23 protein-coding genes are annotated in these 15051 nt (G+C 44.1%); 14 read left to right on the top strand and 9 right to left on the bottom strand.

What is annotated here, in order from left to right; translation table 11 throughout:
- From EKN56_RS12755 to EKN56_RS12725, 7 genes are all read right to left on the bottom strand, one after another.
- Positions 1 to 756, bottom strand: coding sequence for a BRO-N domain-containing protein (locus EKN56_RS12755; RefSeq protein WP_130592124.1), 756 nt, complete (start codon positions 754 to 756; stop codon positions 1 to 3).
- Between the two features lie 14 nt (positions 757 to 770).
- On the bottom strand, positions 771 to 1265 hold the full coding sequence (locus EKN56_RS12750; protein WP_130592123.1) for a hypothetical protein: 495 nt from the start codon (positions 1263 to 1265) through the stop codon (positions 771 to 773).
- Positions 1249 to 1464: a hypothetical protein gene (locus EKN56_RS12745; protein ID WP_130592122.1), complete on the bottom strand. Its 216-nt coding sequence runs from the start codon at positions 1462 to 1464 to the stop codon at positions 1249 to 1251. The genes EKN56_RS12750 and EKN56_RS12745 overlap by 17 nt, the downstream gene beginning before the upstream one ends.
- Before the next feature lie 174 nt (positions 1465 to 1638).
- Positions 1639 to 1824, bottom strand: coding sequence for a hypothetical protein (locus tag EKN56_RS12740; protein WP_130592121.1), 186 nt, complete (start codon positions 1822 to 1824; stop codon positions 1639 to 1641).
- A complete protein-coding gene (locus EKN56_RS12735) occupies positions 1817 to 2005 on the bottom strand; it encodes a hypothetical protein (protein ID WP_130592120.1) in 189 nt (62 codons plus the stop codon). Before EKN56_RS12735 ends, EKN56_RS12740 begins: the two co-directional genes overlap by 8 nt.
- A gap of 248 nt (positions 2006 to 2253) precedes the next feature.
- Positions 2254 to 2646, bottom strand: a complete 393-nt coding sequence (locus EKN56_RS12730; RefSeq protein ID WP_130592119.1) for a host cell division inhibitor Icd-like protein — start codon at positions 2644 to 2646, stop codon at positions 2254 to 2256.
- Positions 2647 to 3016: 370 nt separating this feature from the next.
- Positions 3017 to 3736 carry a S24 family peptidase gene (locus EKN56_RS12725; protein ID WP_246019821.1) on the bottom strand — a complete coding sequence of 240 codons (720 nt, stop codon included), beginning with the start codon at positions 3734 to 3736 and terminating at the stop codon, positions 3017 to 3019.
- Positions 3737 to 3860: 124 nt separating this feature from the next.
- Here EKN56_RS12725 and EKN56_RS12720 point away from each other — a divergent pair, with 124 nt between their 5' ends.
- From EKN56_RS12720 to EKN56_RS12685, 8 genes are all read left to right on the top strand, one after another.
- On the top strand, positions 3861 to 4115 hold the full coding sequence (locus EKN56_RS12720; protein WP_130592118.1) for a transcriptional regulator: 255 nt from the start codon (positions 3861 to 3863) through the stop codon (positions 4113 to 4115).
- A gap of 8 nt (positions 4116 to 4123) precedes the next feature.
- Positions 4124 to 4414, top strand: coding sequence for a hypothetical protein (locus EKN56_RS12715; protein WP_185955875.1), 291 nt, complete (start codon positions 4124 to 4126; stop codon positions 4412 to 4414).
- Between the two features lie 278 nt (positions 4415 to 4692).
- Positions 4693 to 5235 (top strand): replication/maintenance protein RepL, encoded by a 543-nt coding sequence (locus EKN56_RS12710; protein WP_130592117.1) that lies wholly within the window; start codon positions 4693 to 4695, stop codon positions 5233 to 5235.
- Positions 5236 to 5298: 63 nt separating this feature from the next.
- Positions 5299 to 6924, top strand: a complete 1626-nt coding sequence (locus tag EKN56_RS12705) for a DEAD/DEAH box helicase (RefSeq protein ID WP_130592116.1) — start codon at positions 5299 to 5301, stop codon at positions 6922 to 6924.
- Positions 6924 to 7901, top strand: a complete 978-nt coding sequence (locus EKN56_RS12700; RefSeq protein WP_130593696.1) for a DUF7146 domain-containing protein — start codon at positions 6924 to 6926, stop codon at positions 7899 to 7901. The genes EKN56_RS12705 and EKN56_RS12700 overlap by 1 nt, the downstream gene beginning before the upstream one ends.
- Positions 7898 to 8758, top strand: a complete 861-nt coding sequence (locus EKN56_RS12695; RefSeq protein ID WP_130592115.1) for a helix-turn-helix domain-containing protein — start codon at positions 7898 to 7900, stop codon at positions 8756 to 8758. The genes EKN56_RS12700 and EKN56_RS12695 overlap by 4 nt, the downstream gene beginning before the upstream one ends.
- Positions 8758 to 9540 (top strand): antitermination protein, encoded by a 783-nt coding sequence (locus EKN56_RS12690; protein ID WP_130592114.1) that lies wholly within the window; start codon positions 8758 to 8760, stop codon positions 9538 to 9540. The genes EKN56_RS12695 and EKN56_RS12690 overlap by 1 nt, the downstream gene beginning before the upstream one ends.
- Positions 9541 to 9970: 430 nt before the next feature.
- A complete protein-coding gene (locus EKN56_RS12685; RefSeq protein ID WP_130592113.1) occupies positions 9971 to 10318 on the top strand; it encodes a site-specific DNA-methyltransferase in 348 nt (115 codons plus the stop codon).
- A 359-nt stretch (positions 10319 to 10677) separates the two neighbouring features.
- Here EKN56_RS12685 and EKN56_RS12680 read toward each other — a convergent pair whose 3' ends face one another.
- Positions 10678 to 11139, bottom strand: a complete 462-nt coding sequence (locus tag EKN56_RS12680; protein ID WP_130592112.1) for an ECs1072 family phage-associated protein — start codon at positions 11137 to 11139, stop codon at positions 10678 to 10680.
- A gap of 118 nt (positions 11140 to 11257) precedes the next feature.
- Between EKN56_RS12680 and EKN56_RS12675 the strand changes: the two genes are divergently transcribed.
- Genes EKN56_RS12675 through EKN56_RS12665 form a run of 3 tightly spaced genes read left to right on the top strand, consistent with a single transcriptional unit; the run spans position 11258 to position 12452 of the window.
- On the top strand, positions 11258 to 11527 hold the full coding sequence (locus EKN56_RS12675; protein WP_130592111.1) for a phage holin family protein: 270 nt from the start codon (positions 11258 to 11260) through the stop codon (positions 11525 to 11527).
- A complete protein-coding gene (locus tag EKN56_RS12670) occupies positions 11527 to 12009 on the top strand; it encodes a lysozyme (protein WP_130592110.1) in 483 nt (160 codons plus the stop codon). Before EKN56_RS12675 ends, EKN56_RS12670 begins: the two co-directional genes overlap by 1 nt.
- On the top strand, positions 12006 to 12452 hold the full coding sequence (locus tag EKN56_RS12665; RefSeq protein ID WP_130592109.1) for a lysis protein: 447 nt from the start codon (positions 12006 to 12008) through the stop codon (positions 12450 to 12452). Before EKN56_RS12670 ends, EKN56_RS12665 begins: the two co-directional genes overlap by 4 nt.
- Positions 12453 to 12641: 189 nt before the next feature.
- On the opposite strand, the gene EKN56_RS12660 is transcribed toward EKN56_RS12665, so the two are convergent.
- Positions 12642 to 13067: an Exc2 family lipoprotein gene (locus EKN56_RS12660; protein ID WP_130592108.1), complete on the bottom strand. Its 426-nt coding sequence runs from the start codon at positions 13065 to 13067 to the stop codon at positions 12642 to 12644.
- A gap of 534 nt (positions 13068 to 13601) precedes the next feature.
- Between EKN56_RS12660 and EKN56_RS12655 the strand changes: the two genes are divergently transcribed.
- From EKN56_RS12655 to EKN56_RS12645, 3 genes are all read left to right on the top strand, one after another.
- Complete coding sequence (locus EKN56_RS12655) at positions 13602 to 13901, top strand: hypothetical protein (RefSeq protein WP_130592107.1); 300 nt, start codon at positions 13602 to 13604, stop codon at positions 13899 to 13901.
- A gap of 189 nt (positions 13902 to 14090) precedes the next feature.
- The gene (locus EKN56_RS12650; protein ID WP_130592106.1) at positions 14091 to 14429 is read left to right on the top strand and encodes an HNH endonuclease; all 339 of its coding nucleotides are present in this window, start codon (positions 14091 to 14093) and stop codon (positions 14427 to 14429) included.
- A 122-nt stretch (positions 14430 to 14551) separates the two neighbouring features.
- Positions 14552 to 15043: a terminase gene (locus EKN56_RS12645; RefSeq protein WP_130592105.1), complete on the top strand. Its 492-nt coding sequence runs from the start codon at positions 14552 to 14554 to the stop codon at positions 15041 to 15043.
- Positions 15044 to 15051: the final 8 nt, after the last annotated feature.

Here is a 15051-nt window from a genome sequence, read left to right as displayed (position 1 = left end):
TTATTTCTCCCAGCCGATGACTTGAAATATTCCCATCTTAGAGTGATACCAGCGGGTACCTCGTGGTTCAGCTTCATGCATCAGTTTTCTGAATGCGGTCATAAATGGCAGCTCACGAACTATTGTCATTGTGGATTTAGTTCCACCAGGAGCAATAAAGGGGATTGGCTTATGGTCAATATCATACGCAGCAACTAATTGTCGGCATTTAGTATCAGATAGTCCGCATTGGGCTTTAAGTTCTGAATAACCTGCCCATCCGGATGGTGTAGCTCCGCGAGAAATATCGTCGAGCAGGTCAGTTACCTCTGCAACTTTGTCTTCAATATGGATTAGGCGATTTTGCTGACGAACCGCATCCGCAGCCATAGCCGCAATCATTTCCATTTCTGACATTGGTTTAGGTTGGTGCCCATAGCTGCCAGTTTCACGGATTGATGGAAGAACCTCTTCACAAACCCAGTCCTGAACCCGTTCGGCGGATGGAAGGTGGCTACGCATAATAAGGCGATATGCATCGGACTCTAAGGCAAGAATAATGCCTTTAGGTCTGAATCCTAAACCTAATTCCCCCGTTTCGGCGGAATCTAGTTTAATCAGGGACTTACAGTGTTTAGTTAATGCACCATGAGGATCCGCATACCCCAGCGACTCCGCTAAATCTACAGCTACAAATACTGGCTTACCTTGGTACAGCATTCCATTCAGAGAAATACCCAGTTCGTGCGATTTAAATGTCATCAATTGATTTTTCATTTTCGTTATTCCTCTTAATGTAATTCTGCCGGTGGCTGTAAATTTCCAGAAAGCAGCAGGGCAGAACCTTCAGTTAAAAATTCATCGATGAAATCATTCAGCCAGTTACAGCCCTCTTGCTCCTGCTTCTGCGCATTCATCATGTAGAATTCCATAACGCTGATATAACCGTCGGCTTCCGGGCGCTCTAAAATGGCTGATTCAACCTGCGCCTGTAGCAGGGTTTCGATGATGTTCTGATCGATCTGGATAATCACATTGTCATGCTTAAACACATAACCGCCATATTGCTGACCAAATCGCTCACCACACGACACTAAGTATCTCAGTGCCAATACAGCTCTTTGCTGACCCACGAAAATCTCTGTAAACTCCAGTGATTCTTCACGGGTTAATGGTTCACCGTTTTTTATGTGGTCTACGTCGGTCATCCATGCTGGTAATTGCATACCGGTAGCTTTGAGCTGCGCTACAAGTTCTTCCGCTGAAATATCAGGCTGCTTTTTCATTGCGGCTTCTCCGGAGTATTTCATCTGTAGACCATTCGTGTATTTGGGCTTCCAATGCTCTGGCCTTTTTGAACATCGCTCGGGTGGTGAAATATAAATCACTCTCACCATCATCACTTGTAGCGAGCGCCAGTGTCGCCAACATTGCGGTGAGTTCTTCAATTTCTTCTGCTACTACAGTAGGGTCATAGTTAGTCACTTTTCCCATTCTCCTTATCCAACCATGTAGATATCCGGCAGCTAGTTTTCCACGCAATACCGATACAATTGTTGAATTCCGGTGTAACGTCTTCCTTCTCGTATAAAATGCACAATAGAGACTGAAGTTCATCGGCAAGTACGGCTACTTCAGTAATGGTTAAGGTGTTATCTTTCATTTCCCACCCTCCAAGGCACGGTTTACATTGCTGAGTAAATCCATTACTGCGAATACTAAACAGGCCTCATTGTTGTCACTGGCAGCATCGGCCCATACTTCAAGAACTACTTGAAGCCTCTCAATTCTGAGCTTTGCCTCACTGATTTTATCCTTGCTCATTGCTAATTCGCGGTTATCCATGTGACACCTCTGAATGTAATGACTCGTTAATTTCTGCTATTAGGTCAGCGGCAATTGATATCAGTGTCACAAGCTTTTTTGATGCTTCCTCATCATGAGCAACCTCTTCAATGGTAAATATCAACATGTCTAACTGACTCGCTTTATACGCGGCGGGATTTAAGGTAATTGGTTTACGCATGAGCAGTCTCCCACTTTAAGTCACATTCCTCACATCGAGTGATATCGTGAATACAGCTAACCCAGCAATAGACCTCAAACCGTAGTTGTTCATCCTCGATTGTAGGGATAATTTCGGTAAGTAGGTGACGCAGACCTTTTTGTACCCGCAGTAGGCGGTCACGAGAGATGTTCTCAGTTGAGGTACCTGTGTAGCCAATAACGGCGCTAATGCGATCCATGGTTTCGTTGTAGATATCAAGGGAATGTTCACGCATGATTCACCTCGCTTTTTTCGGTCTTAACTGCTTTCCCTGCCGCATCTTCAATATGACCAAGAAGGGCTAGTTGAGTATCTCGTTCGTCCTGCGTGGCAGTTAAAAAACTGGCTGCTGCGGCAAGTGCCTCTATCTTTGATAGGATATCGTGCAGAGCAAAAATATCAGTCATTGCCCCCCCCTGACGAATACGGGCAGAGAACGTCAGTAGAAAACCACCAGATAGCATTTGGCGGGCACAGTGTTCATCTGGAGCGATAATTTCACGTCGTGATAAAGTTGATGTGTGAGTATCCCAAAACCGAAAGCGGAACAGGGGTAATCTCACTGGACAGGCATCCACTACAAATGAATGCTGATTTGCGGTATGATTTACACTGGTCATATAGACCCTCCGTTTATTGTGACCTACAACCCCAGCAACTATTCGAAGTGGTGTGCTGGGGTTTTTTATTACACGCAATAATACCTAGGGTTTAATTTAAGTCAAAGGTTTTTTTTTATGATTTTGGGTGTTTTTTATGAGTGTTTGGATTTTTTGAAATCAACCACAAAACGATAATTTAAATTTGTTTTGCGATAATCTTATGTTTTTAATCTGAATTTATTTCGAAAATATTTTAATCCCCGGTCATGGAATCTGAAGTGAGGTTATGAAATTGTGGGGAGTGTTACGAAACCTGAGGAATTGCAGGCATAAAAAGCCCTGCGTTGAGGCAGGGCTATAAACTTAGCAGCCTGTAGGTTTTGGAGGGCTAAATTAACATTGTCGATGAGTTAAATACGCGACCTATGATTTTTACAGTATCCATATCCGCTATTTCATCTGGGAACTCCATGGAATTATAGCTACGGATAATCAATTTCCCTCCTGGTTGCCGATAAAGAAGTTTTATCCGGAATAATTCATCTTGCTCAATGAAATAAATTCCGCCATCAACGATATTGGTGCTACCTCGGTCAACCATGACGGTAGAACCATTCGGTATCACTGGTGCCATACTGTCACCATGTACTGGAAAAGCGGCTGTATTTGACGGTGCTATACCATAGCGTCTCAGGGTTGCGCGTGAGAATCTTAATTTAAAACCGTTATAGTCTGCGTTCTCACAACGCCCGTTACCGGCAGCTAACTCAATGCTTTTGTAGTAAGGAATTTCTACCTCCTCATCTTCAAGCGGATCTGAGCTATCCCATGCCTTTATTGGCCTACCGACCGCTTCGGATACAGACACACCATCTCTGGGTTTGTTATTGGTACTATCACGCATCTCACCATCACCATTTTCAAGCCATTCAGGACGAATATTTAATACTTTTGCGATCGGTAATAAGAAAACTGTTCTGGTAGTTTTTCCTGTCACAATTTTTTGTATGGTTGCTTGAGAAACGCCTACTTTTTCAGCTAAAGAGCTTTGTGTTATTCCAACCTCAGCCATTGCGATCCTCAGGCGTTGCGCCAAAGTCAAACTCATCTGCATAATCCTCCAATAATAATCCGCTTAAATTACAACCATGGTACTTAAGTGTCAATGACTGTTTTACTTGCAAAATAAAAACCAAAAGTTTAAATTAAACCCAAATAATTAAGGAGTATTTATGCTTTACACAAAAACACCTATTGAAGAGGCTGTGTATATTGCTGGTGGACAAACTGCCTTGGCAAAAAAAGTTGGCGTTACTCAAGGCGCTGTTTGGAAGTGGGTTCGTGGGCTTAAAAAGATCTCGCCCGTTAACGCCGTTGCTATTTCTAACGCCGTTGGTGGTGTGGTTAAACCTTATGAGCTGCGGCCAGATATCCCGTCTGTTTTCCCTCACCCTGACAACCAACCATGCACAGAGAAGCATACCTAAGCGCGATCATGCCGGCAGCCTATTGCCCTGAGGATGCGGCATGGATTCAGGGGCAACTGATGGAGCTTAGGCCGACCGTCAGGCGCAAGGTTGCAGTGAAGTACGCAGAGGTTTATCAGGCTGCTTTCGATGCTGAACCGATCAGCTATAAGCAAGTCAATCGCGCCAGGCATGAAGCTAATAAGCGATTAAGGGAATTTGTTGAGAAGTACGCTGGTGCCAGTGATGGATTATGTATACCAGCCCCTGTGTTTAAAGGGCACCAAGCCAAAGGAACCAGCCAGCAGCAGGGCTGCTAAGTCCGAGACTGGATATTACAACGATCACCGTTTTGGGCCGTGTCACTTGGCAAAGTGAAAATGTTAATGACTTCCATGTAGTTAAGTATGAAAACAAAGGTCAAGGTCAACACCGGATCGAGTCACAGAATACTCAACCTCCTAGAACATAGATAAGGGGACTTTCGCGAATCGTTAAAAAACAACAAGTTAAGAGGTGTATTTTTCTCACCCATGATAAGGAAATCGGTCATGTATGAGAAAGCAAGAAAAAACAATAAGTTATAAAGAGGTGTTCAGTGGACGGAAAATCAGCAAAACAGATTATCGATGAAATACCGCTGATGAAAGGTAAGCAGATTAACTTCGCAATGATTTATGACACTGGGTTTGAATTTATTGATGGGTTGTTACGTGACGGTGAGGCTTCAGCCGCGAGGGTGTATCTGCATCTGGTTAAGAACATGGATCGTAACAGCGGGGCGATAGTGACGGATTTAAGCTCAATTATCTCTGACCTTGGTATCTCTCAGGCAACTCTGTATCGGGCATTAACAACACTGAAGAAGTCTGGTCACGTGGTTAGCCGTCACCGGAACCTGTTTGAAATAAACCCGGAAGGGGCATGGAAGGGGCATTCAAACCGTAAGAGCAGCGCATTGTTCATGACGGCAGGAAAGAAAACGATTGATCGGAATGTGAAGTATCGGCTGAACGCAGCCAGTAAACATCAGGAAGGAATGTCTGTAGCGGCAACATTTGAACCGGTAGAGGGCAAGAAACCGAATCAGGGAACTTTGACGAGTGATACTGAAACGGTTCTTGCGGGAGAGAAGAAATGATGAACATTTCATTCGAATATGATTATGCCATCAAGTGGCATTCAGTGCTAGTAGGGGGCATCTATGCTGACTATCACGCCTAATTTCGCACAGGAACGGGCATTAAACATGCTGCGCCGTGACTGGAAGCAATATAATTCTTTCATGGTTTACAGCCCGACAGGAAGTGGCAAGACGGGTCTGGCGAGCTTTATCACTGACGGACATGTTTCTCGTGGAATGCGGGTTATGTTTGTGGTGCCTTACACGACTTTGATTACACAAACCTCAGACCGGTTTATCCAGTACGGGCTTCCGGAAGATGAAATCGGGTATATCTGGCGTGACCATCCAAATTACGATCCAGAGCGAATGATTCAGATTGCTTCTGCCGATACGCTCATCCGTCGTGACTTTCCCGATAACATCGATTTGCTGATTATCGACGAAGCTCACTTACGCCGGAAGAAGCTGCTGGAGGTCATTAAATATTTGACTGAAAAAACGCAAGTGAAAGTGATTGGTTTGTCCGGTACACCTTTTTCGTCATTCCTCGGCCAGTATTACCAGCAGCTAATTAAACCTACCACCATAAAGGAATTAATCAACCGTGGAGATTTGAGCACTTATGAGTTCTTTGCTCCCTCCATGCCTGACCTGAAAGGGGTAAAGAGTAACCGTAGTAACGAGTATGGTTCTGACTATAACGAAGAACAACTAGCGGAGATTATGAGTGGTGCGGATCTGGTTGGTGACATCGTTCGTAACTGGCTGGAACACGGCCAGGATCGCCCGACAATCTGCTTTTGCGTGAATGTACGCCATGCTAACTACGTGACGATTGAGTTTAATCGGGCTGGTATTGCTGCCGAGGTGATGACAGCGGGAACGCCACATGATGAACGTCAACTGATCATTCACCGATTTGAACAGGGTGCAACCAAGATTATCGTCAATGTCGGCGTGCTGGTGGCAGGGTTCGACAGTGATGTTCGGGCGGTCATTTATGCGAGGCCAACTAAATCAGAAATTCGTTGGTTACAAACTATTGGTCGTGGATTACGTACAGCGCCGGATAAAGATACATGCCTTATCTTCGATCACAGTGGCTCTGTTCATCGCCTGGGCTTTCCTGATGCTATCGAGTATGGCGAATTGCCAAACAAAAGTGATGGCATGAAAGATAGCAGGGCGCAGGAACGTACAGAAAAAATTGAAAAATTACCAAAGGAGTGCAGCCAGTGCCACTACATGAAGCCTGCCGGCGTTTATGTTTGTCCTAAATGCGGGCATAAACCTTTAGCTGGTGAAGATGTTGATGTTGATACCAGTCGCGGATTAAAGAAATTCAGCAAACAGGAACGGAAGTACACCAAAGAAGATAAGCAGCGCTGGTGGTCACAAATTAAGTATTACCAGAGGCAGCGATTGTCGCAAGGGAAACCGGTTAGTGATGGCTGGTGTGCACATACCTATAAAAGTAAGTTTGGAACATGGCCTAATGGGTTACAGGATTATCCGCAGGAAATAGGTCCGGAAGTAAGTAACTTCATTAAATCTAAACTTATCGCCTATGCAAAAGTTCGGGAAAAACAACAGAAACAGCAGGGAGAAAGTGAACCTCAAATGAGCCTGAGTGGTATCAGTACTATCTTAGAGTCCAGAGATGCTCTTAGGCAGATCCGGAGTATCGGAGGGTTGCAACAATGATGACCCGAAGGAAGACCACAGAGGCAGTGATAGGAAGATGGCCAGAAGTTTTTGAGCATTACAAATTACCCCAAGTTACAGGCAGGCGGCATTATGGCGACGAATGTCCTATCTGCGGATCTAAAGGCTCATTCCGAATTGACAATAAAGATGAACGTGGAACCTTTATTTGTAAATGCAATGCAGGAGATGGCTGGAAATTACTTGAGCTTACTCAGGGGAAAGACTTTAAAACTCTAGCGAGTGAAGTCGATAAAATCATCGGTAATGAATATATCAAGGAAAATTCTGAAAATCCCAAAAGGGATGATCGCTCATCTTTACGTAAATGGGTTAGCCATAAATTTTCGTCATTACTGAGTTTAAAAGGAACACCAGCAGAATCTTATCTTAATTTGCGCGGGATCCACTCTTTGCCCCTTGAACATATTCGCTACTGTGACAATCAACCCGCTAACGGAAAAACGTATCAGGCCATTTACTCACTGGCTACGGATGACAAAGGGGCCTTATGTTATTTACATCGCACGTTATTGGATGGTGATAAAAAAGCGAACGTGGACCACCCTAAAAAAATGAAAGCGCTGCAGGAGGATAGTTATCTGAGCTATGCAAATTCTATTGCAATCCGAATGTTTCCACCTGCGTCAACGTTAGGTATTGCTGAGGGGATAGAAACCGCGCTGTCATGCAAACAGATTTATGGTGTAAACACATGGTCTGTAATGAACGCTAATATTATGGAGAAATTCCGTGTTCCAACCGGAGTAAAACATTTAATTATTTTTGCTGATATGGACCCGCATTCAGCTACTGGGCACTCTGCCGCTTTTGCATGTGCACACAGTAATCTTACGGTAAGAAATGATTTAGTTAAGGTAAGTGTCCGTTGGGGAGATAACGGAGATTTTAACGATCTTCTGATTAACGGCGATCAGGTCCGAGAATTAACTTTTACAAAGAGGGTAGCAGCATGAAGCGTACAGATAACTTAAAGCATAAAGTATTATTTTCTATCCCTGTAGCTTCTCACAGCACCGCGATAGCAACAGTAAAACCTTTACCTCCTCAACGTAAGATAACTGGACATAAGCAGACCGACGCTTATTTGTGGGTTCTGGAGGTTATAAATACTAATGAACCGGCACATTTAGATGCCGCAGAAGAAGCGTTGAGTAAGTTAAAGATAACGCCTAAAGAGGCTCAGAAGCGTTACTCTGATTATTTGATGGCATCTGGCGCTGCACCATTCCAAATTGCGTTTGGTACGATGTCAATGGATAACCCACAGAGTTATATCAGCAGAGCAAAACAAAATATTGAGAATGCCTGTTCAGTACGGTCTTATTTTGGTAACTATGATGCTGCATTAGAGAACATGCCTCCTGAAAAACTCATGCTGGTTGGTGAATTAAGCGATGTCTATAGTGCATGCTGGGGTTGGACGAAGAAAGAAATCGCAGCGCAATGTGTACAGGGAGAACGCTGCAATGAAATTGATATGCAGAGAAAGTCTATATCAAAAGGTTTCGTTGAACAGCTACCAGAACCATCATCTTTATCTGATGTTGTTCGTGAATTCCAATACTGGGATTGGCTTTACTCCATGCGCAACAGCGCCGAAAAAGAACTTGGCTATGAATATGCCGATGGAGGCCGTTGCCATGTGAATGATCGTGAAGAATACCTTGAAACATTGCTCCCCAAAATTAAACCAATTACACGACAGGAAGCAATCGATGTGTGTAAATGGATACTGGAAGAAGAACGCTTTATGGATCGCGGCGAGTTAACTGACGCAATCATACTCAATCTGGTGGGGGAGTGTGGCTGATGAAACTGGAATCTTCGCTAAAGCACTTTAGCCCACAAGGGATGACTATCACTGACACGCCTAATGGAACGTCAGCAGACCGTCTTACGGGAACTGATGTCATGGCTGCTATTGGGATGACAAAAGCAAAGGCGAGTTTCGGTATATCTGCATTCCTGGGTAAAACAGGGATTAGCACTGAAGATAAGAAAAAGGCCATCCATGAGCTAATTCAGTACGCTTACCAGAAAGCGCCAAAGCTGGTGGGTAAAGTTGCTGGCCGTCGAATGGCTCGTTGTATGCAGATTCTGGCCACTCTCGCTTATGAGGAATATTCTCACTCAGCAGGTGCCAGTGTGACATGTCACAGTTGTTATGGAAAAGGGACTGTAGAAGTTTGGCGGGATGTTGTTAAGTATCCCGGGTACATCGGTGCTGATGGTGAAGAGAAAATACCACCAGTCATTGAACGTGAAATCGTTCGTGAACTCTGCCAGCCCTGCAACGGGAAAGGAGTAATATATAAACGTTGCCGCAACTGTAAAGGCACAGGGAAAGCGATTGATAGAGATGCAACAAAGGATGCTGGTGCGCCGGTCATTAAAGGGTGTGAACGTTGTGGCGGAAAGGGATATAGCCGGATGCCGTCATCGGTAGCTTACAGGGCGATTACAGCATTATTGCCAGAACTGAATGAAAGAACATGGCGCAGAAACTGGAAACCACTTTATGACCTGTTAGTGACTAAGTGCGACATAGAAGAAAGTGTGGCGGCAGATGAATTTCAGAAAATAACAAAATAGTGATAGAGACGGATACAATATTTTTATCACAAACTTGCATTTTGTCCGAAAGTGGCGTAATTTGTATAAATAGTGGGAAAGTCTATCTATACACCACTAAAGCATACTTAAGCCCTGCCAGAAATGGCGGGGTTTTTTATTGCCTAAATTCTCATAAATCCTGTTTAGTGCGGATTTATCACAAAAAAAGCCGCAGGGATAACCCTACGGCATTCTTCTTAATCTCAAAGATGGGCGACCACCAGTAGTTAGAGCTACTGGCGGACATCTATACCCACAGCACTAGTCATGAGTATAAACCAAGGCCCACTGTTCATGCATGAACGGGCGTTATACTACAAAAGCGCGGTAGACATGACTATAGAAAAAATTGAATTTAGTGATTTAACGCTGGTGAATGCCGATTGTTTAATCTATTTGAAGACACTGCCTGATATCGGTTCCGCATAATGAATTAGTTGCTGAGTATGCTGATTTAAAACAGCAATATGAAGATTTAAGGCGACCGTTCTCAGTAAGGAAAGAAGTACCACATACTGACGTATGGCATTATCCGCCGGTACAGTATTATCCAGGCAAACACCCATGCGAAAAACCGCTGGAAATGATGATTGATATCATTAATGCCAGTTCGCGACCTGGTGAAGTGGTAGCGGATTTCTTTCTTGGTGGCGGTAATTCTTTATTAGCAGCCAAACAGACTGGTCGAAAAGGTGTAGGGGTTGAACTTGAGGCAGAGCGCTTCGAGTCAACCGTAGAGAAGTTAAAAAATGCGTAGCGAGAAGAGTGGCGTTGCGTCCACAGAGTCCCAGCCTAATCGTTGGGGCTTTTTCGTGTCAAATTGAGTCACCGGCAGCTATTAGACCCCTTAGTTTCCTAGGCCAAGATCTAATAGCTGCTTCTTCATTTTAGCCCCAGTCAAAACCAACACACCCTCATCTATCAGAAAACGACTGAGGGCTAATCCTATTAGAGGCATTCGTATGAAAAATACTCAGCAGTACATTTGTATTGGCGATTTAACCGAAGATGAGTTAGTTGAATGGTTGAAGCGGCAGCATATAGCCTTGTCCTACTATATGAAATTGAAAAACGAAAGAGCCGAACTGATAGAACGGCTCGGAGAGCTTGACTTGATTATAAGTGATTATCAACCTGAATATCATGAAGGAAAGTTGAGTTTTCCCCAGGAGCCCACTCATTATCAAGAAAACCATCAAACGTTAGAGAATAATCAGGCAGATAACTGAGATATTCTTGAGCATCAGCCGGTAGCTTATCTATCCGGATGTCCTCTTGCAGAGCCAGCAAGCAGTGGTTTAAAGACATTTTTTCGATATCTTCAATTCTCCATTTAGTTTTCATGAAAATTAAATGATGGAGTGCTTTGATCCCGTTTAATGGCTCAAATTTTGTTCCATATTTTGAACGGTGAATATGCAGTATTAGCTCTAGAGTGAAAATCTGAGCAGCTCGTAGATATAGCTTAACAGTATCGGCGTTATCGTAGTTTTTAAAACCAATGCTTGAGTGAGCAATACCTCTAATGTCTGCAACTCTGGAAATGATGACGTGCCATAAATCTGAATATGTGCTCATGACGATTATCCTTTTGATTTATAGGATATCAAAAGATATCACTATGTCTCATCCGGGTAAAGGATAATCATTTCTCTTTAAATTTAACGAATAACGGACACTTCCAATGGAGGTGCAAATGCGTATGGATAAATACACGAATGCCACTTACGGGAGTGCCGGGTTAACAGCATTTTTCGCCAGCCTGACCTTGTATGAGTGGGGGTTTATCATCGGCATGGCCTTTAGTATGGCGCTGGGTATCATGACCTACATGATGAACCGGCATGAGCAAAAGAAACGAACGGCACTGTTCCAGCATTTAGTTAACAGAGCTGAATCAGCGAATCCATCAGCGGCAGCAACACTGGCAGCCCAAATCATGAGCAAAGCGCCGAAGGATATCTGATGAACGAAGTCTTACGAAACAAGCTATCTATGGCAATGGTGGGTGGAGTCATGGCAATAGCTGGTGTACTAATAGCTAATTTTGAAGGCTACGAGGCAAAACCTTACCGTGATGTTGTTGGCGTTCTGACGGTCTGCTACGGGCATACAGGGAAAGATATTATTCTGGGTAAGATATACTCAAAAGCAGAGTGTGAATGGTTGCTACAGAAAGACTTGTCATCAGTTCAGAAATCTGTCGATCCGCTTATCAAAGTGAAAACCACTGACTCACAGAAGGCTGCGCTTTACTCTTTTACATATAACGTTGGCGCTAGTGCTTTTAAGCGGTCAACGCTACTGAAGAAATTAAACTCAGGTGATACAGCCGGAGCATGCAATGAGCTACGACGCTGGACGTATGCTGGCGGTAAACGATGGAAAGGGTTGATTACACGTAGGGAGATTGAGCGTGAAGTCTGTTTATGGAGTGAGAAATCATGACCGGAAGAGAGATTGTTATTGGCTTAATTGCCGCAGCTTTGCTTTCTGCCGCCGGGTATCTCTTTTCGATACGTATCTCGCTTCTTGAATCAGATAAAAGAGCGCTAACTGCCGAACTGAACACAGCAAACAGTACTATCGACGAAATACAGGCACAGCAGAATAAAGCTGCTGAACTGGATAAACGCGCAACGGAGAAACTTCATGCATCCGAATCTGAAAACAATCGTCTTCGTAATGAGCTTGCCACTGCTAATCGCAAGCTGTACATCAAAGCCAAGTGTCCAGCCACCTCAACCGGCAGCGTGGGCGATGATGCCAGTGTCGAACTCACTGGTGCTTCTGGACAAGCTGTTTTCGATATCCGAGCTGGAATCATCCGAGACAGAGCAAAGATAGAGTACCTACAAGGCTACATTAAAAACGTTTGTCTATCTCAATAGGAGGTGGTCATTCTTAATGGCTGTAACTACAGCAAGTTAGTTACCACTACTGAGAAGCGGTGGGAAACCGGCGAAATGTATAGCTCAACTTACTGGGCTTATTTGGGGGTTATAAGCCGGAAGCCACCAAAATTTTGACAACTCAGTCGCTCAGTTGGTAACTATGCAGTGAAATATGACGCCGACTCATCACGGCCTCCCTTCATAACCATCCATATATGTTGCTGAAATCGCGTCTCCCATCGCCTTAAGTTTTTTCGGGGAGGGGGTACTGCTGTTCGCGTATGTCCTGCCCGCAAACACCTGCACTGACTGAATGGATTTCAGAAATTCCTCACTGCGGAACAGAGAGGCCCGTTTCATCGCATCGTCACGGGACAGGCCTGTAGTTTTGTCTTTTACCCCCATGTCCCGGAACTGATGGAAGAACGACACCATCGACCGGATGTTGTCGGCCTCCTTGACATAAAAATTAGAGTCGAGGCCGTCGTCACCAACCGCATAAACATACTGCCGGGCGTGACGCTCAACGCTTGTCTTCGGGGTGCAACCAGTGGTTATCAGTGTAGTTATAGTCAGCGCGGTACATAACAGGACGACAGAAGATTTTTTCACGGAGTCTCCTTACCTTAAATACATATTTATCAATTTATTACAGTCAATCTATATCATACACCCATCCTTCAGGCAGTGCTATTGACTCTTTAATTTCATCGGCGCAGCATAAAAATGCTGTATATGTACAATATATTTATATACAAGTTTTTTAACTTTCAATGAGGAAATATCTATGGACGGTGGAGATGGTAAGGGACATAAAAAAGCCCCTCAATCACCCATGCGAAATAATTGAGGGGTAAGAGGTTCAGATGTCAGACATGATCCCGAATAGGCACCACATAATAAATATAGTTGATGGTGTGATGATTGCAAAGAGAGGCTGGCATTGAATGCAAAAAGTCCCCTCGTCCAAGGAGGCTAAGAGAAGGGGGCAGGCAGTTTAGTTATTGTTATGCGAGCTTTACAGCTTCATCTTAGTAGCGTGCATGAACACGCCGCAGAACAATAATAACAACTGTTATAACTGTCAATTTGGATTATATAAAATACTGTGGAAAGTGGTGATGGTGTGATTAATTCAGCATAAACATGTTGAATTGGTATCAGGTGTTCTCAAAAGTTTCCGGGGTTATATCACACAATCCAGCACAAAATTCTAATCAGGCCGCTAAGCGGTCTTTTTTACGCCTGAAGGAAAGTGAAATGGCAATAGGGAGCATAAATTACAAAATATCCATTAAGCAACATTTGAAATGGGTATTGGTTATTGCGGCACTCATCAAGTTTAACTGGTTAGCAAATAAGTGCTTTAGAGCTGAAGTAATAACTGGTGGCTATCAACCACTGAATGGGCCTGAACCAAAAAAGAATCCACCTGGCTCTGAATGATTAACAATACTAAGCGCAGCCTGTCGCAGTCTCCCCGCCTTAGCTATGACCATGCCCTGATAGGGTGCTCCTTTCATGTGAGCGGGTAGGGTTAATCAATAACAGGTAACGCCGAGGGTAATGCCTCTCATTGCGGTCTAACAGTAACCGTGGCGGAAGAATACTGATAACTCCATTGCAGGGATAAAGATGAAAGAACCACGCATATATAACAGCCGATGGGACAAGGCCAGGTTATCTTTCCTTCGTAGCCATCCGTTGTGTGTCATGTGTAGTCAACAAGGAAGGACTGAACCAGCAACAGTAGTTGACCACATCAAACCACATAAACTGAAAGAAGCATTGAAGTCAGGTAGCCGTGAAGTAATCTCTAAAGCCCAGGTATTGTTCTGGGATAAGAAGAACTGGCAGCCTCTCTGTAAGCAGCATCATGATTCAACCAAGCAACGTATGGAGAAGCGTGATGTGGTCATCGGGTGTGATGTTAACGGTATGCCGCTTGATCCAAATTCTCATTGGTTTAAATGATAATAATTCTCAATAAAGGGGTGGGGGCGGTCAAAAAGTTCAAAATGTTTGCTCTAAATGACCGCAGCCTAAACTCAGATTTAACGCTAACCCGATTTTTTTAGTTTCTAAGGTATGACCCAATGGCTACAAAAAGAACACGTTCCGACAGTTCGACGGCGGCGATTCAGGCCATGAAAAATGCAACGGAGGATAGTATTCAACCCCCAGCGCATGCGGGCTTAGAAAAAAAAGCCCTCCCTTTTTGGCATGACAACATCCGTTCAAAAGCACTGGACTCCTGGTCGCCGTCTGATTTACTGGCGGCTGCTGAACTGGCAAATAATCAGCTCTATATCACGATATTGCGTAAGGATTTGCGCTCAGAGGAACGAAAAAAAGGTGAGGCGCGGGAAGAATCGCTGATTAAGGACTTACGCAAACAGATTGTCGAATTACAGCGGACAATCCTCGCCCAACGCCGTGATCTACAAATCCACTCGCATGCGACCAACGGTGAAAGTCGTGATCAGCGAAAACGAAACCAGAACGATAAAGATGCCCGTACTGTTGCGGATAAACACGTATCGCCTGAAACCAACAATAATCTGATTGCCTTTCCAAAACACGGTTAAGAGGAAAT

The organism is Limnobaculum zhutongyuii, from assembly GCF_004295645.1.
GTDB classification, from domain to species: Bacteria; Pseudomonadota; Gammaproteobacteria; order Enterobacterales; family Enterobacteriaceae; genus Limnobaculum; species Limnobaculum zhutongyuii.
Note: the sequence above shows the minus strand (reverse complement) of the source record. Positions and strands in the feature narration are given on the sequence as shown.

Coding starts and splice junctions, on each gene's coding strand:
- EKN56_RS12670 (WP_130592110.1), top strand. CDS start 11,527: ATGAACGAAGTCTTACGAAACAAGCTATCTATGGCAATGGTGGGTGGA.
- EKN56_RS12655 (WP_130592107.1), top strand. CDS start 13,602: ATGTTGAATTGGTATCAGGTGTTCTCAAAAGTTTCCGGGGTTATATCA.
- EKN56_RS12735 (WP_130592120.1), bottom strand. CDS start 2,005: ATGCGTAAACCAATTACCTTAAATCCCGCCGCGTATAAAGCGAGTCAG.
- EKN56_RS12645 (WP_130592105.1), top strand. CDS start 14,552: ATGGCTACAAAAAGAACACGTTCCGACAGTTCGACGGCGGCGATTCAG.
- EKN56_RS12720 (WP_130592118.1), top strand. CDS start 3,861: ATGCTTTACACAAAAACACCTATTGAAGAGGCTGTGTATATTGCTGGT.
- EKN56_RS12725 (WP_246019821.1), bottom strand. CDS start 3,736: ATGAGTTTGACTTTGGCGCAACGCCTGAGGATCGCAATGGCTGAGGTT.
- EKN56_RS12705 (WP_130592116.1), top strand. CDS start 5,299: ATGCTGACTATCACGCCTAATTTCGCACAGGAACGGGCATTAAACATG.
- EKN56_RS12715 (WP_185955875.1), top strand. CDS start 4,124: ATGCCGGCAGCCTATTGCCCTGAGGATGCGGCATGGATTCAGGGGCAA.
- EKN56_RS12750 (WP_130592123.1), bottom strand. CDS start 1,265: ATGAAAAAGCAGCCTGATATTTCAGCGGAAGAACTTGTAGCGCAGCTC.
- EKN56_RS12680 (WP_130592112.1), bottom strand. CDS start 11,139: ATGAGCACATATTCAGATTTATGGCACGTCATCATTTCCAGAGTTGCA.
- EKN56_RS12690 (WP_130592114.1), top strand. CDS start 8,758: ATGAAACTGGAATCTTCGCTAAAGCACTTTAGCCCACAAGGGATGACT.
- EKN56_RS12650 (WP_130592106.1), top strand. CDS start 14,091: ATGAAAGAACCACGCATATATAACAGCCGATGGGACAAGGCCAGGTTA.
- EKN56_RS12730 (WP_130592119.1), bottom strand. CDS start 2,646: ATGACCAGTGTAAATCATACCGCAAATCAGCATTCATTTGTAGTGGAT.
- EKN56_RS12700 (WP_130593696.1), top strand. CDS start 6,924: ATGACCCGAAGGAAGACCACAGAGGCAGTGATAGGAAGATGGCCAGAA.
- EKN56_RS12665 (WP_130592109.1), top strand. CDS start 12,006: ATGACCGGAAGAGAGATTGTTATTGGCTTAATTGCCGCAGCTTTGCTT.
- EKN56_RS12740 (WP_130592121.1), bottom strand. CDS start 1,824: ATGGATAACCGCGAATTAGCAATGAGCAAGGATAAAATCAGTGAGGCA.
- EKN56_RS12755 (WP_130592124.1), bottom strand. CDS start 756: ATGAAAAATCAATTGATGACATTTAAATCGCACGAACTGGGTATTTCT.
- EKN56_RS12675 (WP_130592111.1), top strand. CDS start 11,258: ATGCGTATGGATAAATACACGAATGCCACTTACGGGAGTGCCGGGTTA.
- EKN56_RS12695 (WP_130592115.1), top strand. CDS start 7,898: ATGAAGCGTACAGATAACTTAAAGCATAAAGTATTATTTTCTATCCCT.